General features: G+C 64.4%; 19 protein-coding genes and 1 tRNA gene. 16 read left to right on the top strand and 4 right to left on the bottom strand.

Annotated features, from left to right (window positions below; all coding sequences use genetic code 11):
- Window positions 1-75 precede the first annotated feature (75 nt).
- From QWY74_RS09785 to QWY74_RS09775, 3 genes are all read left to right on the top strand, one after another.
- The gene (locus tag QWY74_RS09785; protein ID WP_264823859.1) at window positions 76-693 is read left to right on the top strand and encodes a sigma-70 family RNA polymerase sigma factor; all 618 of its coding nucleotides are present in this window, start codon (window positions 76-78) and stop codon (window positions 691-693) included.
- Window positions 690-1,457 (top strand): anti-sigma factor, encoded by a 768-nt coding sequence (locus QWY74_RS09780; RefSeq protein WP_264823860.1) that lies wholly within the window; start codon window positions 690-692, stop codon window positions 1,455-1,457. The genes QWY74_RS09785 and QWY74_RS09780 overlap by 4 nt, the downstream gene beginning before the upstream one ends.
- A 98-nt stretch (window positions 1,458-1,555) precedes the next feature.
- A complete protein-coding gene (locus QWY74_RS09775) occupies window positions 1,556-1,987 on the top strand; it encodes a DUF7282 domain-containing protein (protein ID WP_290314221.1) in 432 nt (143 codons plus the stop codon).
- A gap of 57 nt (window positions 1,988-2,044) precedes the next feature.
- Here the strand turns inward: QWY74_RS09775 and QWY74_RS09770 are convergent, their stop codons facing one another.
- Window positions 2,045-2,572 (bottom strand): glycoside hydrolase family 24 protein, encoded by a 528-nt coding sequence (locus QWY74_RS09770; protein ID WP_290314219.1) that lies wholly within the window; start codon window positions 2,570-2,572, stop codon window positions 2,045-2,047.
- 354 nt (window positions 2,573-2,926) lie between these two features.
- Between QWY74_RS09770 and QWY74_RS09765 the strand changes: the two genes are divergently transcribed.
- Together QWY74_RS09765 and QWY74_RS09760 are read left to right on the top strand one after the other, a co-directional pair.
- Window positions 2,927-4,027 (top strand): endonuclease NucS domain-containing protein, encoded by a 1,101-nt coding sequence (locus tag QWY74_RS09765; protein WP_290314218.1) that lies wholly within the window; start codon window positions 2,927-2,929, stop codon window positions 4,025-4,027.
- A gap of 227 nt (window positions 4,028-4,254) precedes the next feature.
- Window positions 4,255-4,521: a hypothetical protein gene (locus QWY74_RS09760; RefSeq protein WP_264823864.1), complete on the top strand. Its 267-nt coding sequence runs from the start codon at window positions 4,255-4,257 to the stop codon at window positions 4,519-4,521.
- 271 nt (window positions 4,522-4,792) lie between these two features.
- Here QWY74_RS09760 and QWY74_RS09755 read toward each other — a convergent pair.
- A tRNA-Ile gene (locus tag QWY74_RS09755) sits at window positions 4,793-4,869 on the bottom strand.
- Window positions 4,870-4,939: 70 nt separating this feature from the next.
- A complete protein-coding gene (locus QWY74_RS09750) occupies window positions 4,940-5,977 on the bottom strand; it encodes a hypothetical protein (RefSeq protein WP_290314217.1) in 1,038 nt (345 codons plus the stop codon).
- 383 nt (window positions 5,978-6,360) lie between these two features.
- Between QWY74_RS09750 and QWY74_RS09745 the strand changes: the two genes are divergently transcribed.
- The 7 genes from QWY74_RS09745 (at window position 6,361) to QWY74_RS09715 (ending at window position 14,013) form a co-directional block, all read left to right on the top strand.
- The gene (locus QWY74_RS09745; protein WP_290314231.1) at window positions 6,361-8,439 is read left to right on the top strand and encodes a TonB-dependent receptor; all 2,079 of its coding nucleotides are present in this window, start codon (window positions 6,361-6,363) and stop codon (window positions 8,437-8,439) included.
- Window positions 8,440-8,630: 191 nt separating this feature from the next.
- Entirely contained in the window at window positions 8,631-8,855 is a 225-nt protein-coding gene (gene relB / locus QWY74_RS09740; RefSeq protein ID WP_264823866.1) for a type II toxin-antitoxin system RelB family antitoxin, read from the top strand.
- Entirely contained in the window at window positions 8,839-9,108 is a 270-nt protein-coding gene (locus QWY74_RS09735) for a type II toxin-antitoxin system RelE family toxin (RefSeq protein ID WP_264823867.1), read from the top strand. Before relB ends, QWY74_RS09735 begins: the two co-directional genes overlap by 17 nt.
- A 120-nt stretch (window positions 9,109-9,228) precedes the next feature.
- On the top strand, window positions 9,229-9,993 hold the full coding sequence (gene fhuF / locus QWY74_RS09730) for a siderophore-iron reductase FhuF (RefSeq protein WP_290314215.1): 765 nt from the start codon (window positions 9,229-9,231) through the stop codon (window positions 9,991-9,993).
- Window positions 9,990-11,009, top strand: a complete 1,020-nt coding sequence (locus QWY74_RS09725; RefSeq protein ID WP_264823869.1) for a helix-turn-helix transcriptional regulator — start codon at window positions 9,990-9,992, stop codon at window positions 11,007-11,009. The genes fhuF and QWY74_RS09725 overlap by 4 nt, the downstream gene beginning before the upstream one ends.
- A 131-nt stretch (window positions 11,010-11,140) precedes the next feature.
- Window positions 11,141-13,228: a TonB-dependent siderophore receptor gene (locus QWY74_RS09720; RefSeq protein WP_290314214.1), complete on the top strand. Its 2,088-nt coding sequence runs from the start codon at window positions 11,141-11,143 to the stop codon at window positions 13,226-13,228.
- Between the two features lie 383 nt (window positions 13,229-13,611).
- The gene (locus QWY74_RS09715) at window positions 13,612-14,013 is read left to right on the top strand and encodes a hypothetical protein (RefSeq protein ID WP_264823871.1); all 402 of its coding nucleotides are present in this window, start codon (window positions 13,612-13,614) and stop codon (window positions 14,011-14,013) included.
- A 119-nt stretch (window positions 14,014-14,132) separates the two neighbouring features.
- On the opposite strand, the gene QWY74_RS09710 is transcribed toward QWY74_RS09715, so the two are convergent.
- Entirely contained in the window at window positions 14,133-14,744 is a 612-nt protein-coding gene (locus QWY74_RS09710) for a superoxide dismutase (protein ID WP_264823872.1), read from the bottom strand.
- A gap of 265 nt (window positions 14,745-15,009) precedes the next feature.
- Between QWY74_RS09710 and QWY74_RS09705 the strand changes: the two genes are divergently transcribed.
- The 4 genes from QWY74_RS09705 to QWY74_RS09690 all read left to right on the top strand — a co-directional run bounded on the left by QWY74_RS09705 (window position 15,010) and on the right by QWY74_RS09690 (window position 19,625).
- On the top strand, window positions 15,010-15,777 hold the full coding sequence (locus QWY74_RS09705; RefSeq protein WP_264823873.1) for an ATP-binding cassette domain-containing protein: 768 nt from the start codon (window positions 15,010-15,012) through the stop codon (window positions 15,775-15,777).
- A 15-nt stretch (window positions 15,778-15,792) separates the two neighbouring features.
- Window positions 15,793-16,716, top strand: coding sequence for an iron-siderophore ABC transporter substrate-binding protein (locus tag QWY74_RS09700; protein ID WP_435389147.1), 924 nt, complete (start codon window positions 15,793-15,795; stop codon window positions 16,714-16,716).
- Window positions 16,706-18,706 (top strand): Fe(3+)-hydroxamate ABC transporter permease FhuB, encoded by a 2,001-nt coding sequence (fhuB, locus tag QWY74_RS09695; protein ID WP_264823874.1) that lies wholly within the window; start codon window positions 16,706-16,708, stop codon window positions 18,704-18,706. The genes QWY74_RS09700 and fhuB overlap by 11 nt, the downstream gene beginning before the upstream one ends.
- Window positions 18,707-18,911: 205 nt before the next feature.
- Complete coding sequence (locus QWY74_RS09690) at window positions 18,912-19,625, top strand: DUF1007 family protein (RefSeq protein WP_264823875.1); 714 nt, start codon at window positions 18,912-18,914, stop codon at window positions 19,623-19,625.
- Window positions 19,626-19,630: the final 5 nt, after the last annotated feature.

Below are 19,630 nucleotides of genomic sequence, written 5' to 3'. Positions count from 1 at the left end.
TCGCGTCAATCTGCCGATCAGACTGGCACGCTTAGCCGCGTGCCTCGACGCCTCCACCACAAGCGAGAATGCGGCATGCACCATGCTTCGGACCCGGCCTCGGACCCCGCCGCCGGCACCTCGACCGGCCCCGACGCCATGCCAGGTGCCATCACCCGGGAACAACTCGAGGCGCTGCTGCAGGGCGTCGCCGACCAGGATCGTCAGGCCTTCGCCCGACTCTACGAGGCCACCGCGGCGAAACTCTATGGGGCCGTGCTGCGTATCTTGAAGCACGAGCAGCGGACCGACGATGTCGTTCAGGAGGTCTACGTCACTATCTGGCAGAAGGCCGAGCAGTTCGATGCGCTCAAGGCTTCGCCCATCACCTGGATGGTGACCATCGCCCGCAACCGCGCCATCGACGAGTTGCGCCGACGCCCCACGGCCCGCCACGAGCCGGCCGACATCCTGGATCAAACCGCCTCGGATACGCCCAGCGCCCGTGAACGCCTGGAGGGGGAAGAGGATGCGCAACGCCTCTACACCTGCCTGGAGGAACTCGAGGGCCGCCGCCAGGACATGGTTCGGCTGGCCTATCTGGAAGGCTGGTCACGCGCCGACCTGGCGGAACATTTCGAGCAGCCGGTCAATACCGTCAAGACCTGGCTGCACCGTGCCCTCAAGCAACTCAAGGGGTGTCTGGCATCATGACCGACTGCGACGATCTCGACATGCTGGCCGCGGAGTATGTGCTCGGCACCCTGGACGCCGAAGAGCGCACTCGGGTCGCGCAGCGCCGCCAGGCCGACGCAACGCTCAATGACCTGATCCAGGCCTGGGAAGCCCGCCTGGCGCCCCTGGCCGACGAGATCAAGGACGTCGCCCCCGGGCCGCATTTGCTCGAACGCATCGAACAGCGTATCGAGGAACTCGAAGCACAACACGACACCCGCGACAACGCCAGCCAGCAAGCCGACTCTGACCGGGCAACTGCTGACACCGGCAACGTCGTCCAGCTGCAGCGCCGCCTGCGCTTCTGGCAATGGGGCACCGGCCTGGCCACGGCCGCCGCCCTGGTGCTTGCCGTGTTGCTGTTGGCCCCCTTACCTACGCAGCAGGAGCACGAACCCTTCGTGGCAGTCTTCCAGCAGAACGACCAGCAGCCGGCCTTCATGGTCTCGGTGGAGCTGCCCAGTCGCGAGCTGCACGTGCAGGCCGTCTCCGCAGAGCCGCTGCCCGACAAGAGCTACCAGATGTGGATCAAGGAAGATTCCCTGGGTCCCAAGCCGCGCTCCGTGGGCGTGCTCAACGACAACCTGAGCCTGGCCGCCAACGCCCTCAGCGAATACAGCCCAGAACTGCTCAAGCGCGCCACCTTCGGCATCAGTGTCGAGCCGCCGGGCGGCTCACCCACCGGCCAGCCTACCGGCCCGGCCATCCACGGTTATCTCTACCCCGCCACTCGGCGTCTGTAGTTTTTCCCATTGTCTGAAACCCGGGCCCTTCTCCCAGCGTATCTACCCATGCTCCATCGGCACTCGATGGAGCATGCTCGAAGACCAAGGAGAAGAGAATGATGACCAAGCTGATGGCAAGCACATTCGTTTCTGCTTCACTGCTGCTCGGCGCCGGCATGGCCCACGCTGAAATGCATGGCGACCACGACCCCGGCGTCTGGGCCGATGATCAATCCGTCTCCGCTGGCAGCGTGACCGCCGAAAAGGTCATGACCAACACCAACGGCTGGCTGGTGGTGCACCGCACCGATGAGAGCATGAAACCCGGCCCGGTGGTCGGCCATGCCCCCCTCAAGGAAGGCAAGAACATGCACGTCACCGCGCTGTTGACTGAAGAAGTCAGCGCCGGCGACCACCTGATGCTGATGGTGCATGGCGAAGATGGCGGCATGGAGACCGGTATCTTCGAATACACCCTTGGCGCCTCCGAAGACGGCCCGATCAAGAGGGACGGCGAGCTGGTCACCCAGACCATCACCGCGGAGTAATCCCACTCGCACTCAATATTCCTTGACTCGCCAATGCGTCGCACAGCGAAGGGACCCTCAGGGGTCCCTTTCTTCATGCCAGCCACCCCTATCATGGCGCACCGCCTGCATCACCGACTCGAGCCAGTGCTGATCCCGCGAGGCCAACCGGCCCCCCGCCTGCTGATAGACCACCACCAACGACTCGAACGCCACCTCGTGCTGGCCATAACCCGCGCCGGGCAGACTCGCCCAGATGTTCGCGCAAGCCGCAATGGCACGGCGCAGCCGACCGGATTGAATCAACGGCAGGGCCCGCTGCTCGCGCAGCTGCTGCAACGCATAGCGATCCTGACTCTCGGGGCTGAAATCCGGCAACGCCAGCATCGGCTGATAGTGCCGCCAGTAGCGCGCCAGGATCTGATAGCGCCCCGCCGCCGTCGACCACAGGTCGGGGGCATACTCGATGGCCTCAGCCTCGCTCAGGGGATGCTCGGCATAGCTCGAGAACGTCTTCACCGCCCCCGGTAGCGAGCCCACCAGGACGTCATAGCCATCATCGGACAGCGCCAGCATCGCCTCACCGATCTCGGCATGCGCCAGCATGTCCAGAAAGGCACAGACATTACGCCCCCGGCCTCTCGAACCTCGATACGCGGCATTTTGACTCCCTTCGGTTGCCCCTCCACTGACCGCGCTGCTCCCCGGAACCCATCAGGCAAGCTCGCGGCATCCTGCCACGCGATCGTTCCTTGCATCATAGCAGGCGGGGGTGGTCCAGGGTGACACGGGCGTCGCAGACGTGTTGGGCCGGCAATACCGACCAGCGGAATCCCAGGAAAGGCGGAAAACCGGTGACAATCGACAGGCATACCACCCGGCCCTGATCATGGCCACCAGACATAGTGGCAACACCGGAACAGCATCAAATCGACAAGACACGCCAAGGGGAACACCACAATGGGAATCGAGCAGGGAATCTGGAAACTCGGCGATACACCACAGAAGCTGCGGCCCGCAGGGCTGGCCGACGAAGGGCAGCTCGAAGAGCAGATCATGCAGGACATCGCCATCCTCAACGAAGACTGGCTGCTGATCGGCCGACAGGTTCGCACCGACTTCGACAAGCTGATCGACCTGCTGGCCCTGGATGCCAATGGCAACGTCATCATCATCGAGCTCAAGCGCGACAAGACACCTCGCGACGTGGTGGCCCAGGCCATCGACTATGCCGCCTGGGTGGTCACCCTCGCCGACTACCAGCTCGTCGATATCTATCAGGCCTTCGCCGAACGCTATCAGCGCCCTCATGCGTCTCTCGAGGACGCCTTCGAGGGCAGGTTCGGCATCACGCTGGATAGCGTTGCCCTCAACGAGAACCACCAGATGGTCGTGGTGGCCACCCAGCTCGACGCCAGTAGCGAACGCATCATCAACTATCTCAACGACCATGCCCAGCTCGCGATCAACGCCCTCTTCTTCGCCGCCTTCGAGGACCAGGGCAACCAGTATCTGAGCCGGGCCTGGATGATCGACCCCGACGAGCCGCCACAACCGGTAGCTCGAAAGCCACGCCGCGAGCCCTGGAACGGCGAGTTCTATGCCTCCTTCGGTGATGACCGACCCTGGGAGCTGGCACGCCAGCACGGGTTTATCGCCGGGGGCGGTGCCAGCTGGTACTCGAAAACCCTTGCCATGCTCTCGGAAGGTGACAGAGTCTGGGTCAATATCCCCAAAACCGGCTATGTGGGCGTTGCCGAGGTAACCGGAGAACGCTGCCGGGCCGACGAATTCCGGGTCTCGACCGAGCAGGGCCCAACCCTGTTGACCGAGCTCACCACAGCCGCTGAATACCCCCATCTCTATCAGTTCAGCGACGAACATGGCGCGAACGCGGCAGAATACCTGGTGGCGGTCCGCTGGATCGCCTCATTCCCCACTTCTCAGGCATTCAGCGAGGTCGGCCTGTTCGGCAATCAGAATACCGTGTGCAAGCCGACCACGCCGAAATGGGAACATACCGTCTCACGCTTGAAGCAGACCTGGGGCCTGGAGGAGTAAGCTTTGGGACGCCCGGGGCATCCACGCTTTCAGGCAGGCACGCGCGGACAAAGTCAACGAATTCAGGTCAACTGAGAATATTGGCCGAAGCTGAATACGCAGAGCAGAAAGGCACGGTTGGGTCCATTTTCTTGGTCACAGATGGGTCATTTCTGATGGCGACTCGGTCTTCAGCAGAGAGATGGCGATAGCATTGAGTTATAGCAACATCGTACCTGAGGGGTCACGTGTTGCACTTGGTCATTGGAACCGTCCTGCCCAAGCCTGGCGAGATTTCATGGTGCGATGAGTTCCGTGACGAACAGCGCCTCGCCCGCCCCTTCCTGCTATTGAGTATCGTGCGGCACATGACCCTGGTGGTCTGCCCCAATACCGGGTGGCATCGACGCCTACAGGCACATCTGGAACGTTTCCCGGTGGCGCATTCCAGGCGGTGGCTATCGCTGGAGGACATGGGGGCTCCACCGGGCTGGGAGCGCTGGTGGGCCGAATGACGCGGCGAGAACACAAATAAGAACCCCCGCGTAAGCTCGTGAGAGCCAAGAGGCGGGGGCCGTGTTGAAAACCACGGTAGAACACCGCCCGAGGCGAGGCAACGCTTTTTTCCACCAAACTGCAAGGAGGCACCTGGATGACCATCGAAAAAGAGTATGAAGGCTGACAGGTATGCGGGTGAGCTGCCGCATAAGCTGCGGCCCACTGGGCTTGCCGATGCGGGGGGAGTCAGTCGATTGGAGGGAATTGTGCCCAGTCACTGAGCAGAAATGGTGGGCCCACCCGGACTTGAACCGAGAACCAAAGGATTATGAGTCCTCTGCTCTAACCAATTGAGCTATAGGCCCTGACAGCGCGACGCATGATACCGGAAGCCGCTGGCCGAGGCCAGCGGCGATTGGCGTGCGCGGCGCGGGCTCAGGTGAGCTGGAGGATGGTATACGGCGCTTCGCAGGCGTGGCGTTCGTCGCGCTCGTCGACGCTGCCGAGTTCCATGTTGCGATCGTTGTCGTAGGCGACGAACAGGCGCTCGCGGTCGAGCACGGCGAGGCCTTCGGCCTTGTGTTCGAACTCCAGCGGCGAACCGTCGGGGTGGGTGACCATCTCGGGGGCCTGGCCTTCACGGAAGTCGTCGAGGCTGACCACCCAGAGGTAGCCGCCGATGTGCTCTTCGCCGTCCACTTCGGTCTCGAAGCTGGTCAGTAGATAGAGCCGGGCGTGGTAGGGGTCGTATTCCAGGCTGGAAAGCCCGCATTCGAAGCGCACGCCTTCGTGCAGGTCGGGGTCGAAGGTGTAGTGCTCGCACACGGCGTCGATGAACTCGATGTTGCCATGGTCGTTGATCTGGTAGTGCGCGCCCACCAGGCGGCTGACGTATTCGAAGTCGTCGAAGCTGTTGCCCTGCTCGCGCACGCCGAACAGCAGCAGGCCGTCGCCGCGCTCACCGGGCACGGCGGCGAGCCCCTCGATCTTGTAGTAGGGATGGCCGATGGCGCCGGTCAGCTTGCGGCGCAGCTCCAGGGAGCCTTCCACACCGTCGCGCGGGTCCGGGTCGACCACCTGCACCTCCTCGGGGCGGCCCAGCGGCCAGATCAGCAGGTGGTTGTAGTCGTTGAGGTCATGGGTGATCTCGTCGATGCGGTCGAAGCCGGTGGTCGCCAGCACATGGCGGAAGTCGGTGGTCAGCGCCATGTCCTCGTACTTCACCGCCTGCTGGAGCATGTCGGTGGCCAGGTATTCCAGCGCGCTGTCGTCCGGGCCATCGGCATTGAGCGGCATGGCGAAAACGGCCGAGCGCCCTTCCCCGGGCACCGGCTTGTCGCTGGCCAGCACGATGCGCTCGCCGTCGTAGAGGGCGGCGGAGACTTCGGCGTTGACCAGCTCGCCTTTCTCGTCGCGCAGTCCGGCCGGAAAGCAGTGAATCACGCCTTGCTGTTGAATGCGGGCTTGCGTCATGCGGCCTCCTCATTGGTGGATATCGTCCCTGGATGTGGCGAGCAGGCTACTACGCGCGCCCTGATCGCGGCCACCATCAGCGTCGCGCCAGAACTATGAATCAGAATACTTCTCAATTGTTTTACTTTTCTTTATAGTGCCCACGAACCGGGACGCCATGTCCCATCGCATGAGACGTCTGCGCCACCAGAAGCGCACGCCATCACGAGTACGGCAATAGCCTCGTCACATCCCGATCGCCAATACTCCCGAACTATTCGAAAAGGCACGACATGCATTCATTCAAGCGGATCGATTCCTTTCCGTCCCGTGGCGCGACCTCTCGCCCGGCGAGTGCCGCGCTCAAGCGCCATCCGCTGGCCCTCACGGCCGGCCTGGCGGCGATGGTCGGCATCCTGCCCGGCGCCGCCCTGGCCCAGCAGGCCAGCGAGGACGAGACCATGGTGGTGGTCGGCTCGCGCACGCCGTCCGAGATCAGCCAGATTCCCGGCGCGGTCTGGGTGATCGGCCAGCAGGATCTGCGCGATCAGCTGCGCGCCGGCGCGGATCTGAAGACGGCGCTTGGCAAGCTGGTGCCGGGGCTCGATCTGGCGCCCCAGGGTCGCACCAACTATGGCCAGAACATGCGCGGCCGCACCGCCCAGGTGCTGATCGACGGGGTCTCGCTGAACAGTTCGCGGGGCATCTCGCGCCAGTTCGATTCCATCGACCCGTTCAACATCGAGCGCGTCGAGGTGCTGTCCGGCGCCAGCAGTCTCTACGGCGGCGGCGCGACCGGTGGTCTGATCAACATCATCACCAAGAAGGGTGAGCGCGAGGGCTTTCATCTGGCGACCGAGACCAGCGTGACCTCCGGCTTCAACGAGGACGACGATCTGAGCTATCGCCTGGCGCAGTCGATCAGCGGCGGCACCGAGAAGGTCAAGGGGCGTATCTCGGCGGCCTATGAGGAACAGGGCCGCCACTATGATGCCAGTGGCCAGGAGATCTTCCCGGATATCGCCCAGACCGACCTGCAGGACAATCGCAGCATCGATGTCATGGGCAGCCTGGATATCCAGCTGACCGAACAGCAGAGCCTGCAGATGGCTGCGCAGTTGTACGATTCCGGCTTCGAGGGCGAGCGCGGCGTCCACTTCCCCAACCTGGATGCCTCCTCGCCGGATCTGGGCGACGCCGAGATCCGCGATGGCTACGCCTCGGATCGCAACCCGGCCACCGAGCGTAGGATGCTCAACGTGCAGTACCACCATGGTGACCTGCTCGGCCAGGACTTCTATCTGCAGGCCTTCCATCGCGAGGAAGAAGCCAGCTTCCAGGCTTTCCCTTATCCGGCGGCCGACGGCGGCTATGAGTTCCGGGCCTCGAAGCAGAATACCGATCTCTCGGGGCTCAAGGCGTTGTTCGATGCCGATCTGAGCGACAGCGTATCGCTGACCTATGGCGTCGATGTGGATCGCGAGACCTTCGATGCCAGCCAGATGTTCTTCGACAAGGCGGTCTCGGATGCCAGCGGTGGCCTGGTGCAGCAGAACGCCGGAGTCGAGCCGCGCTATCCCGGCTATCAGGTCGACGGGCTTTCGGGCTTTGCCCAGAGCGAATGGCAGGTCAGCGACGGGCTGCAGCTCTTGGCCGGCGTGCGCCAGCAGCACATGGATGTGGAGGTCGAGGACTTCCAGGGCATTCCCGGCGGTGAAAACGACTACGATGCCACCCTGCTCAACGCCGGCGCCCTCTACGACTTCGGCAACGGCCATCAGAACTGGCTGCAGTTCAGCCAGGGCTTCGAGCTGCCCGACCCGGCCAAGTACTACGGCAAAAGCGCCGAGGTCAGTGTGGCGGCCAACCCGCTGTCGGCCATCAAGACCGATCAGGTCGAGCTCGGCTGGCGCTATCGCGGTGCCGACTGGATGACCCAGGCGGCGCTGTATTACGCCTGGTCCGACAAGGCCGTGGAGAACGGCGAGGATCTCAGCGTCAATGTGGTCGATCAGAAGAAGCGCGACTTCGGCTTCGAAGGCTCGGTGAAGCGCTACTTCGACAATGGCCTGGAGCTGGGCACCACTCTGCACATGGTGCGCTCGGAGCAGAAGGACACCAATGGCGACTGGCAGAAGCGCGACGCCCGCTACGCCTCGCTCTCCTCCGCCACGGCCTTCATCGGCTGGAAGGACCCCAACGCCCAGCGCTCGGCGCGCCTGCAGGCCAGCCATGCCTTCGATCTGGAGGATGCCGCGGACCGCGAGATCGACGGCTACACCACGCTTGACCTGTCGCTGAGCCAGGCCCTGCCGGTGGGTGAAGTCAGCCTCGGCGTCTCCAACCTGCTCGACGAGCAGTACTCCACCGTCTGGGGCCAGCGCGCTTCGATGTTCTACTCGCCCTACTATGGCCCGGAGTACCTCTATGATTACCAGGCACGCGGTCGCACCTTCACGCTCGGCTGGTCGATGAGCTACTGAAGGCCTCCTGATGGATGACGGCACTCGAGCCGGCCCGGTGGTAGCATCGGTCCGGCTCGATTCTCTGTGATAACATCTCCGCCCTCAACCTCCTATACTGGCGGGTATGCTACCCACTCTGGGTAAGTACTGGGCGCCTCGTTGTCTGACTGCTATGCTATACACGTATATCACCTGTCAGGAGACACGACATGTTGGCGATTCGACTCCCCAGTGACATTGAAGAGCGCCTGGAGGCGCTGGCCAAAGCGACAGGTCGCACCAAGACGTATTACGCAAGAGAGGCGATTCTGGAGCATCTGGAAGACCTGGAAGATATCTATCTGGCCGAACAGACCCTGGAACATCTGCGCCGCGGCGAGGAAACCTCGAAGTCTCTGGACGACGTGGAGCAGGATCTTGGTCTGGCAAATTGAACTGACCGGCACTGCTCAAAAGCAACTGAAGAAAATCGGTCACAGCGAAGCAAAGCGTATTCGCGACTACCTGCGTGAACGAGTGCAGCCGCTCGACGACCCGAGACAGTTGGCAAAACCGCTCCAGGGCCAACTGGGCGACCTATGGCGATATCGCGTAGGGAATTACCGGATTATCGCCCACATAGAAGATGAGCGGGTGTGCGTACTGGTTGTCCAGATTGGCCACCGGAAAAACATTTACCGCAACTAGCCCCTTCCCAAGACCAAGCTCCCTCTCGAGACGATGAGCAAAATAGTCCGAATCGATTTTATTTGATAACAATTCCCATTTTTATTAATATCCGGGTACGCATTCCTCGGATAGTCCGCCATGTCTCTCGCACTGTCATCGCTGTACATCGGGCCCATGGAGCAGCTGACGCCGCCCCGGGTGTCGAACGACCAGGCGCCGGATACCATCGCCGCCTCCGAGCTGCTGGAACCGGCCAGGCTCGAGGCACTGATGGCGGATTTCAGCGCCCGTTATCCGGGCGGCGACCGCCGCGCCCTGGTGTCGCTGTGGACCAAGTGGCACTTCGCCGCCGTGACGTCCACCAGCCTGGCGGCCAACCTGCTGCTCGAACGGGACCTGCCCCTGGGGTTGAATGAGCTGCGCCTGATCCTGGCGCCGGAAGGCCATATCGCCGGCCTGTGCCTCAAGAATGAAGGTCGACCGCTGGCCGAACTGGACGGCCCCGGGCGTTTCGCCACCCTGATCGATGACCACCTGACACCGCTCGTCGAGGGCCTGGCGGCCTGTTCCGGCGCTTCGCCCAGGGTGTTCTGGAGCAACGCCGGCAACTATTTCGAGCACTTCACCCAGGCAGTGCCCATGCATCCCATGGCCTCGGCGAACACCGCCGAGCCGGCGCAGCAGCTGCTGGCATCGCGCAAGCTGGCGGACGGCCGCCGCAACCCGCTCTGTCAGCCGGTGCGGTACCTCAATGCCGCCAATGATGACGGCGATGGCGGCGCGCCCAAGCGGGTCCGCCGGCTGTGCTGCATCCGTTACCTGATCGACGAACTGGGCTATTGCGGCAACTGCCCGCTGGAATGCCGGGAAGAGCGTGCCTCAAAGGGAGCGTCAGCACGATGAATGCCAGGGTCAGCCCGGCGCCGACCGGAGAGTCACCGATACGCGCCCATACGCCGCGGGACCTGAAGGTCTATGGGCAACGCTACGGCATCGACTACTCCTTTCCGGAGCTCCAGGCGCGCTCGCGTCCGGTGATGCGGGGTCGCGTGGAAGAGCTGCAGCCCGGGCCCGGCATGCAACTGGTGGCCTCGGATATCGAAGTACTAGAGCGCTACGACTCGCGCTCACGCAGCCGTGCGCCCCTGACCATCATCGTCATGCTCAAGGGCCAGGCCGAGGTCAGCCTGGGTGATCAACACCTGACGTTGCGCGCCGGCATGGCGCTCAGTGTGCAGCTGGAGGCGCGTCAGGGACTATGTGCCATCCAGCCGGCCGGACAACGCATTCGTGCCGTGACGCTGGGACTGGATGAGTCGCGCCTGCGCGACTTGAACCATGGCGCGGCCCTCGAACAGGGCTCGCGCATGCGTGCCTGGCATTTACCGGCCAGCCTGCAGACCACACTGGACGATGCCATCACTCACCCCATGTCGGGCCTGGCCCAGCGCCTGCAGCTGGAGGGCCTGAGCCTGCAGCTGCTGGCCCATGGCCTGCCGGGGGCGACGCCTTCAAGGACCGGCTCGATGGCGGCGCCCGGCGAACGCCAGCGCCTGGAGCGCGTGCGCGAGACCCTGCGTCAGGCCCCGGCCGAGGACCATCGCCTGGCGACCCTCGCCGCCCAGGCCTCGATGAGTCCGGCCAGCCTGCGCCGCAAGTACCGCGCCGCCTTCGGCCAGAGCGTCTTCGGCGAGCTGCTCGAGTTCCGCCTGAGCCAGGCGCGGCACTACCTGGAACAGGGCTTCAGCGTGCAGCAGGCCGCGCATTTCTGCGGCTACCGTCACGCCAGCAACCTTGCCACGGCATTCCGGCGCTATTTCGGTTTTTCCCCGCGTGACGTCACCCCGGGCGGCGCTTGCCCCGAGGCGGCCCGGGGTATCGCGGCAGGGGCGTCGAGTTCCCCCGAACCGGCACGTTGAGCATCCCGCATAGCCACTTGAGCAGCCGGCATACAACGAGCAGGACAGAAAAAGCAATAATTCTCATTACTTGAATAGACGAAACGCATTCGTCATGAATTGCCCATGTCCCGCTCGACAGGATGCCTCGCATGACACGACCCACACCTCTGGCACTGGCCATCGCCCTCGCCGGCACCGCCACCAGCCTGAATGCCCTCGCCCAGCAGGCCGAACGGCTCGACGCCGTGACGGTGACCGGCACGGTCGCCACCAAGACCGAAACACCCTTCAACGAGACGCCCCAGGCCACTTCACAGGTCGACCGTGAGGACTGGGAGCAGAAAGGCGCCGAGACGGTACAGCGCGCCCTGGGCTATACCGCCGGCGTCTACGCCAACCAGGTCGGTGCCTCCAACCGCTACGACTATATCGTGCTGCGCGGCTTCTCCGACGGCAGCCTGAGCAACACCTTCCTCGATGGCCTCAAGCTGATGGGCGACGCCAACTCCTACAGCTCGCTGGTCGTCGATCCGTACTTCCTGGACAGCGTCGAGGTGGTCAAGGGCCCGGCCTCGGTGCTCTATGGCCGCGCCTCGCCCGGCGGCGTGGTATCGATGACCAGCAAGCGCCCGGAATTCGAGCATGGCGGCGAGATCCGCTACAGCGCCGGCAGCAATAATCAGCGCAGCGCGGCCTTCGACCTCACCGGCCCGCTGGACGACGCGCGCCGGGTCGCCTTCCGTCTCACCGGCAAGGCCAGCGCCGCGGATACCCAGTTCGGCCCGGTCGAGGAAAAGCGTGTGGCCATCGCCCCACAGCTGACCTGGGATATCACCGATGCCACCAGCCTGACCCTGCACGCCTACCTGCACCAGGACCCGGAAGGCGGCTATCACTCCGGCGTGCCCTATGAGGGCGCCGTGGAGAGCCGCGATGGCCGCAGGATCGACAACAACTTTTTCGATGGCGAGGACGCCTACGACAAGTTCGAGCGCACCCAGCGCATGGTCGGCTATGACCTCGAACATCGCTTCAACGACAGCTGGACAGCGCGCCAGAAGCTGCTCTATCTCAATACCGATGTGACCATGAACCAGGTCTACGGCTTCGGCTGGGCCAACGATACCGAGCTCAACCGGTACTACTCGGGTGGCGAGGAGTCCATGGAGGCCTGGACGCTGGACAACCAGCTGCAGGCCGAGCTGTCCACGGGCGCGCTCGACCATACCCTGCTGTTGGGTGCCGACTATCAGCACCGCGAAAATGACGTGGTCTGGACCTCCGGCGCCTTCCCGGCCCTGGATGCCTTCGACCCCAAATACGGTGCCGGTCCCAGCAGCGATATCGTCACCACCAATGACGAAACCCATGAACTGAGCCAGACCGGAGTCTATGTGCAGGACCAGATGTCGCTCGACAATTGGCACTTATCGCTGGGGGGTCGCTATGACGTGGTCAACATCGAGAACACCCTGCACCACAACGACACCACCAGCGAGCTCGACGACCAGCAGTTCAGCGGCCGCGCCGGGCTGCTCTACGCCTTCGACAATGGCGTATCGCCTTATGTGAGCTATTCCACCTCCTTCACGCCAACCAGCTTCGTCGATAAACAGGGCGATCTGCTCCAGCCCATGAAAGGCGAGCAATGGGAGACTGGCCTCAAGTACCAGCAGCCGGGAACCCAGAATCGCTACAGCGTGTCGATGTTCCACATCACCCAGGAAAACGTCGCCACCAAGGAGCAGCCCACCGATCCGTATCGGGCCATCGGCGAGATCGAGTCCCAGGGGGTCGAGCTCGAGGCGCAGACCCAGCTCACCGACGAGCTCAGCCTGCAGGCCAGCTACAGTTTCACCGACATTACCTACGCCAAGAGCGATGTGGCCGGTGAAGAAGGCAGTCGCGCCATCTATGCGCCGCGCCACCAGGCGTCGCTTTGGGGCCACTATCGAGTCGCCGATGGAACCCTGGCCGGCCTCGGCGCCGGGTTCGGCGTACGCTACCGCGCCGACATCCAGGCCGACCGTGCCAACACCGAACAGGTCCCGGACTACACCCTGGTCGACGCCGGCCTCAGCTACGACTTCACCAACGCCGGCATGGACGGTGTCATGGCCCGTCTCAACGTCAACAACCTGACCGACAGGGAATACGTCGCCTCCTGCAACTCGCTGCAATACTGCTACTTCGGCGCCGAACGCAGCGTCAAGGCCACCCTCAGTTACGAGTTCTAACCCCTACGGCGAGCAACGAGCCGCGAGTAGCGAGCAACCCCAGGGTCAGGAACCAAGAGCCACCACCCCAATCCTGAGGATCCGGGGTGGAATCGGGTTTGCTCACTGCTCGTTTCCCGCTTCTCGCCTCTCGTCCCGCCTCTCGTTTCTCGTTTCTCGTTTCTCGTTTCTCGTTTCTCGTTTCGCACCACATAGCACTCTTCCTTCTTCCTTCTTCCTTCTTCTTTCTTCCCTCTGTCTTCTTCCCCCCTCTTCCAACGGCGCAGCCGCGCTCTTCCAGCTCCCCCCACATTGACCCGCCCCGCTATCCGGGCTAGGATCACAACATCAATTGATAACCATTTTCATTATCATGCGTGTCTGTCACGTCCGGGGGTGTCGCCATGAAAGCCGAGCGTTCACAACTCTTCTATCAATGCACCTTCCTGTACGTTTCCTTCCAGGCCATCCATCAGTCGATTGGCGGCGCGGATGACGACACTCAACCGTGCTGGCTGGATACCAGTCTGCTGAGCATGCTCAACGCTGAGCTTCAGCGTATCCGCCGGCACGCCGCCCATGTGCCGACGATCATCGAACCTCTGGATATCGCCGTCTATCACTGCAACATGCTGCTGGCCAACTGCCCCGGCGCCATGAACAGCCAGTTCTGCCGCGATCATCTCGACGCCATCATGCAGGCCCTCAAGGCCACCACCGAGGCACTCTCCGCGCCAGCGGCCATGGCCGCCCCGTCCGGCTGGTCGAGCATCGCCCGCTGGCTGACACCCTGGCGGCAGCGCTGACCGGCCATCGAGTGCGCACACAAAAACGCCAGGGTCGGCGATGAGCCGATCCTGGCGCTTCATGTCACGCATCACGCTGTTGGGCGTGATGCGTTCAGGCGATTACCGGAGACGAGGTCTCAGGCAGTCGCAGCCTGATAACGGCGCTCAACTTCGTCCCAGTCGACGACGTTGAAGAAGGCCGCGATGTAATCCGGACGCTTGTTCTGGTACTTCAGGTAGTAAGCGTGTTCCCAGACGTCCAGACCCAGCACCGGGGTGTTGCCGTGCATCAGCGGGCTGTCCTGGTTCAGGGTGTTCTCGACCACCAGCTTGCCCTTCGGGTCGACACTGAGCCAGGCCCAGCCGCTGCCGAAGCGGCCCAGGGCGGCCTTGGTGAAGGCATCCTTGAAGTCGTCGAAGCCGCCGAGTTCGCTGTTGATGGCTTCCGCGACCTTGCCCTTCGGCTCGCCGCCGCCCTGCGGCGACATCACGGTCCAGAAGAAGGAGTGGTTGGAGTGGCCACCGCCATTGTTGATCACGGGCTGACGCTTGGCATCCGGCACGCGGTCCAGGTTGGCGACCAGTTCGTCCACCGGCACTTCTTCCAGGCCTGTGCCTTCAAGAGCGGCATTCAGGTTGTTGACGTACGTCTGGTGGTGCCGTGAATGGTGGATTTCCATGGTCATGGCATCGATATAGGGTTCCAGAGCATCGTACTGATACGCGAGTTCCGGCAGTGAATGCGGCATGGTGAGCATCCTCCTCGTTGATGAATGGTCGCGGGACCGCGACGCTTGGCATACGCGAGTATGTCAAATCAGGTCCCCAGACACTAACGTAAAATGATTATCAATATTTCATAGATTTCTTTCATCGGCTCGATGCGAGCCGGCAAGGCGTATATTGATAACCATTCTTATCTGCTTTACGCTACGCCAGCGCTTGAACATCGAGCCCGGGAGATCCGGACCCATGGGACTCATCGAGCGCCTTTATAGTGATGTGGAGACGAGCATGTTCGAAGTCAAGGGGGCCACCTTCGAAGTCAGTGGTAAACGGCTTCTCCACCCGATGCATCTGGCGTTTCAGCAGGGCCGGGTGCATGGTTTGATCGGCCACAACGGCTCCGGCAAGTCGACCCTGCTGAAGCTGCTGGCTCAGCAGCAACCCGCCACTGCCGGCGAAGTCCACTTCGATGAGCGCGCCCTGGCGAGCTGGGGCAATCGCGAATTCGCCCGCCAGGTGGCCTACCTGCCCCAGCATCTGCCCAGTGCCGAAAACCTGACCGGGCGCGAGCTGATCGGCTTCGGCCGTTACCCCTGGCATGGCCTGTTGGGCCGCCACACCCGCGAGGACCAGGCCCAGATCGAGCGTGCCATCGCCCTGACGCATACCGAGGCCTTCGCCGACCGCCTGGTCGATACCCTCTCGGGCGGCGAGCGTCAGCGCGTCTGGCTGGCCATGCTGCTGGCCCAGGGCAGCCGCTTCCTGCTGCTCGACGAGCCCCTGGCGGCGCTGGATATCGCCCACCAGGTGGAAGTCCTGGCGCTGGTGCGCAAGCTCTGCCAGGAACTCGGCCTGGGCGTGATCATCGTGCTGCATGACGTCAACATGGCGGCGCGCTATTGCGATCATCTGGTGGCCCTGCACTCCGGCCAGGTGCTGGCCGAGGGCGGCCCGCGGGACATGATGCAGGACGCCACCCTGGAAGCCATCTATGGCATCCCCATGCGCGTCATGTCGCACCCCGGCGGCGATCATCGCGTCGCCGTCGTTCAGTAGGCCACGCTCGTCGCCATGACCCGTTTGCCCCGACTCTCTCCCGCTCCTCGCCCTCGCCCGCTTGTGGCCGGGCACGCCCGGCGGCTCGCCCTGTTGCTGACGATGTTGCTGGCGATGCTGCTTAGCGCGCCGCTGGCCATGGCGGCGTCACCGCGTATCGCCACCCTGGACTGGACCCTGGCCGAGACCCTGCAGGCACTGGGCACGCCGCCCGCTGCCGTGGCCCAGATCGAGGCCTATCACGACTGGGTCGGCGAACCCCGACTGCCCGAGTCGGTCAGCGATCTGGGCCTGCGCAACCAGCCCAACCTGGAGCTGCTGGCCGATCTGGACCCGGACCGCATACTGACCTCGGCGATGTTCGCCAACCTGACACCACGCCTGTCGCGCATCGCCCCGGTGGAAAACTTCTCGCTGTACTCGCCGGGCCAGGACACCTGGAAGGAAATGCGCCAACTGACGCGAGGCGTCGCCGCCGTGGTCGACCGTCCCGAGGCCGCCGAGCAGTTGATTTCGGACACGGAGGCACGCCTCGTCGAACTGCAGCGGACATTACCCGATGATGTCGCGCCCCTGCTGGTGGTGCAGTTCATGGATGCCCGCCATGTGCGGGTGTTCGGCGACAACGGCCTCTATCAGGCGATCATGAAGCGCCTGGGACTGGAGAACGCCTGGCCCGGCGACACCAATGCCTGGGGCTTCTCGCTGGTCGGCCTGGAGGAGCTGGCCGACCTCGATGCCCGACTGGTGGTGGTCGAGCCCTATCCGGCCGGGGTGCGCGACGCCTTGGCACAAAGCGGCCTGTGGCAGGGCCTGAAACGGCAGAGTCAGGGCGAACCGCTGGTGCTGCCGCCGGTATGGAGCTTCGGTGCCCTGCCCTCGGCGCAACGCTTCGCCGAGCAACTCACCACTGCCCTGGAGGCCGCTGATGCTCGCTAGGCTCGTCAGACTTGCGCCGCTGTTGCGTCTCAGCCCGGGCATCGCCTGTAGCCTGTTGTGCCTCGCGTGTATGGCGCTGGCATCGAGCAACCTGGTCGAGGCCGCCGGCCTGCTCGCTGGCCTGAAGGCGCTGTTCGGCAGCGCCGATGCCGGCATGGATGCCCTGGTGCTGCATTTCAGCTGGTGGCCGCGGCTGATGATGTCGCTGCTGGCCGGCGGCGGCCTGGCGCTGGCCGGGGTGCTGATGCAGCAGGTATTGCGCAACCCGCTGGCCGCACCGACCACCCTGGGCGTGGCCAGCGGCGCCAACCTGGCGCTGATGGCCACCACCCTAATGGCGCCGGGACTGCTGGTCGTCGGCCGGGAATGGGTGGCCCTGCTGGGCGGCGGCCTGGCCATGGGGCTGGTCTTTGCCCTGGCCTGGCGGCGTGGCCTGGCGCCGGTGGTGGTGGTTCTCGGCGGGCTGGTGGTCAACCTGTATCTCGGCGCCCTGGGCATCGTGCTGCTGCTCTTTCACCAGCAGGAGCTCAAGGGCCTGCTGATCTGGGGCGCCGGCTCACTGGCCCAGAACGACTGGAGCGGCGTCGCCTTTCTCGCTCCTCGCCTGCTCCTCGGCGCCCTGGCCGCCTGGCTGCTGCTGCGCCCACTGGCCGTGCTCGAGCTGGATGATGCCAGTGCCCGCAGCCTCGGCGTCTCCCTGCGCAACCTGCGCCTGGCGGGGCTGGGACTGGCGGTCTTTTTGACCGGCTGCGTGGTCAGCGTGGTCGGCGTCATCGGCTTCATCGGCCTGGCGGCGCCGAATATCGTGCGCCTCGCCGGCGCCCGTCGCCTGGGGCCGCGACTGCTGTGGTCGACCCTGCTGGGCGCCCTCTTGCTGGCCACCACCGACCAGTTGCTGCAGCGCTACAGCGGCCAGGTGTCCGGTCTGGTGCCCACCGGTGCCGTCACCGCGACCCTGGGAGCGCCGCTGCTGATCTGGCTGATCCCGCGCCTCAAGCTGCGTGGCGACCAGCCACCCGCCGGTGCCACGGCGCCTACTGGCCGTCATCACGCGCCCCTGCGCCTGGCCGGCGGGCTGGCCATCGGTCTGCTGGCGATCAGCGTGGTGGCCCTGCTGGTCGGCCAGACCGCCGGTGGCTGGTCCTGGCAGCCACCCGCCGACTGGGACGTGCTGCAGTGGCGACTGCCACGCGTGCTGGCCTCGGCCGGCTGCGGCGTGATGCTGGCCCTGGCCGGCACACTGATCCAGCGCGTCACCGCCAACCCCATGGCCAGCCCCGAGGTGCTGGGCATCAGTGGTGGCAGCGCGATTGCCCTGATCCTGGCGATCTTCCTGCTGCCCTCACCGGATAACCTGACGCTGGTCGGCATCGGCACCCTGGGCGCCATGGCCAGCCTGGCGATCCTGATCATCTTCAATGGCCGCAGCGGGCTGCTGCCCGAGCGGCTGCTGCTGACCGGGGTGGCGATCACCGCCGCCTTCGATGGCGTGCGGGCCATCGTGATGGCCGGCGGCGACCCGCGCGGCCAGCAGGTCATCGCCTGGCTGTCGGGCTCCACCTATTACGTGGACCTGACCAGCGGCCTCGTGGTGCTGGGCCTGGCGCTGCTGCTCGCCCTGGCCAGCAGCCCGCTGGCGCGCTGGCTGGATATCCTGCCGCTGGGGGCCGCCACCTCGCGCGCCCTGGGGCTCGACCTCAACCGCTCGCGGCTGTTGCTGCTTTTGCTGGTCGCCCTGCTCACCGCCGCCGCCACCCTGGTGGTCGGGCCACTGTCCTTCGTCGGCCTGCTCGCGCCCCATCTGGCGCGTCTGCTGGGCTTCTCGCGAGCCGGCATGCACCTGCTCGGCGCGGCCCTGACCGGCGCCCTGCTGATGGTGCTTGCCGACTGGGTCGGCCGCCAGCTGCTGTTCCCGCAGGAAATCCCCGCCGGCATCGTCGCCTCGCTGCTCGGCGGCGCCTATTTCATGTGGGGGCTACGCCGGCTTTGAGCCGCTGGAAGCTGGAAGCTGGAAGCTGGAAGCGAACAGTATCGGCTTAGCATCGACGTTGTTGCCAGCACAAGGGCACCCGGCGCGGCGTTTCAGCCAGCGTCGCGCTCGCTGGCCTTCAGGCTTACTGCCTGCAGACCGGTGAACGCCCCTCGGGTGTCCGACGCCCGGATTCTTGCTAGGCTTGCGCTTTTCACGATTCCGGATGACGCGCCACACCATGAGCCGCTACCTGCCTGATCATTGTCGCAGTCTTGTTCTGGCCCTGGCCGGACTGCTTGGGGCCGCACTCCTGCCCGCCACCGCCGCGGCCCATCCGCATGTCTGGGCCGACATCAGCGTGACCATCGAGCTCGATGAGCAGGGCCGTGTCGAAGCGTTGCGCCAGCGCTGGCGACTCGACCCCTTCTACAGCCTGATGCTGCTGGAAGAGCTGAAAAGCGCCGAGGGCGAGCAGCCCATGGAGGCCCGCCTCGACCAGCTGGGCAGCGAGATCCGCAGCAACCTGGCGCCCAAGGGCTACTTCACCGAGGTGCGTCATGCCGGTGAGCCCGTGGCGCTTGACGAGGTCACGGAGTACACCACCCTGGCGCGTGACGACCGTGTGGCATTCCACTTCCGCCTGCCCCTCGTCGAGCCCCTGCCGCTGGACTCGCTCGCCGGAGGCGACGACCTGCGCTATCGCATCTATGACCCGAGCTACTACATCGAGATGATCCACGAGATCAACGAGGATCAGACACCCCGTGACGATGCGCTGGTCATCGACACCCCGAACTGCACCACCCGCATCATCCGCGCCGAGCCTGATCCCGAAATGGTGGCCAAGGCCGCGCAACTGGATCGCACCGACGAGGCCCCGGAGGGCCTGGGCCGCTTCTTCGCCGAGACCGGTGAAGTGAGCTGCTCGTCGAGCTGAATAGC

Source organism: Halomonas almeriensis, from assembly GCF_030409235.1.
Classification (GTDB): domain Bacteria; phylum Pseudomonadota; class Gammaproteobacteria; order Pseudomonadales; family Halomonadaceae; genus Halomonas; species Halomonas almeriensis.
This window is presented reverse-complemented; position numbering and strand designations above follow the sequence as displayed.

Bases quoted from the DNA above. Each gene is read 5' to 3' on its own strand.
- QWY74_RS09785 (WP_264823859.1), top strand. From the start codon at position 76: ATGCACCATGCTTCGGACCCGGCCTCGGACCCCGCCGCCGGCACCTCG.
- QWY74_RS09780 (WP_264823860.1), top strand. From the start codon at position 690: ATGACCGACTGCGACGATCTCGACATGCTGGCCGCGGAGTATGTGCTC.
- QWY74_RS09775 (WP_290314221.1), top strand. From the start codon at position 1,556: ATGATGACCAAGCTGATGGCAAGCACATTCGTTTCTGCTTCACTGCTG.
- QWY74_RS09770 (WP_290314219.1), bottom strand. From the start codon at position 2,572: ATGCTGGCGCATGCCGAGATCGGTGAGGCGATGCTGGCGCTGTCCGAT.
- QWY74_RS09765 (WP_290314218.1), top strand. From the start codon at position 2,927: ATGGGAATCGAGCAGGGAATCTGGAAACTCGGCGATACACCACAGAAG.
- QWY74_RS09750 (WP_290314217.1), bottom strand. From the start codon at position 5,977: ATGACGCAAGCCCGCATTCAACAGCAAGGCGTGATTCACTGCTTTCCG.
- QWY74_RS09745 (WP_290314231.1), top strand. From the start codon at position 6,361: ATGGTCGGCATCCTGCCCGGCGCCGCCCTGGCCCAGCAGGCCAGCGAG.
- relB (WP_264823866.1), top strand. From the start codon at position 8,631: ATGTTGGCGATTCGACTCCCCAGTGACATTGAAGAGCGCCTGGAGGCG.
- fhuF (WP_290314215.1), top strand. From the start codon at position 9,229: ATGTCTCTCGCACTGTCATCGCTGTACATCGGGCCCATGGAGCAGCTG.
- QWY74_RS09725 (WP_264823869.1), top strand. From the start codon at position 9,990: ATGAATGCCAGGGTCAGCCCGGCGCCGACCGGAGAGTCACCGATACGC.
- QWY74_RS09720 (WP_290314214.1), top strand. From the start codon at position 11,141: ATGACACGACCCACACCTCTGGCACTGGCCATCGCCCTCGCCGGCACC.
- QWY74_RS09715 (WP_264823871.1), top strand. From the start codon at position 13,612: ATGAAAGCCGAGCGTTCACAACTCTTCTATCAATGCACCTTCCTGTAC.
- QWY74_RS09710 (WP_264823872.1), bottom strand. From the start codon at position 14,744: ATGCCGCATTCACTGCCGGAACTCGCGTATCAGTACGATGCTCTGGAA.
- QWY74_RS09705 (WP_264823873.1), top strand. From the start codon at position 15,010: ATGTTCGAAGTCAAGGGGGCCACCTTCGAAGTCAGTGGTAAACGGCTT.
- QWY74_RS09700 (WP_435389147.1), top strand. From the start codon at position 15,793: ATGACCCGTTTGCCCCGACTCTCTCCCGCTCCTCGCCCTCGCCCGCTT.
- fhuB (WP_264823874.1), top strand. From the start codon at position 16,706: ATGCTCGCTAGGCTCGTCAGACTTGCGCCGCTGTTGCGTCTCAGCCCG.
- QWY74_RS09690 (WP_264823875.1), top strand. From the start codon at position 18,912: ATGACGCGCCACACCATGAGCCGCTACCTGCCTGATCATTGTCGCAGT.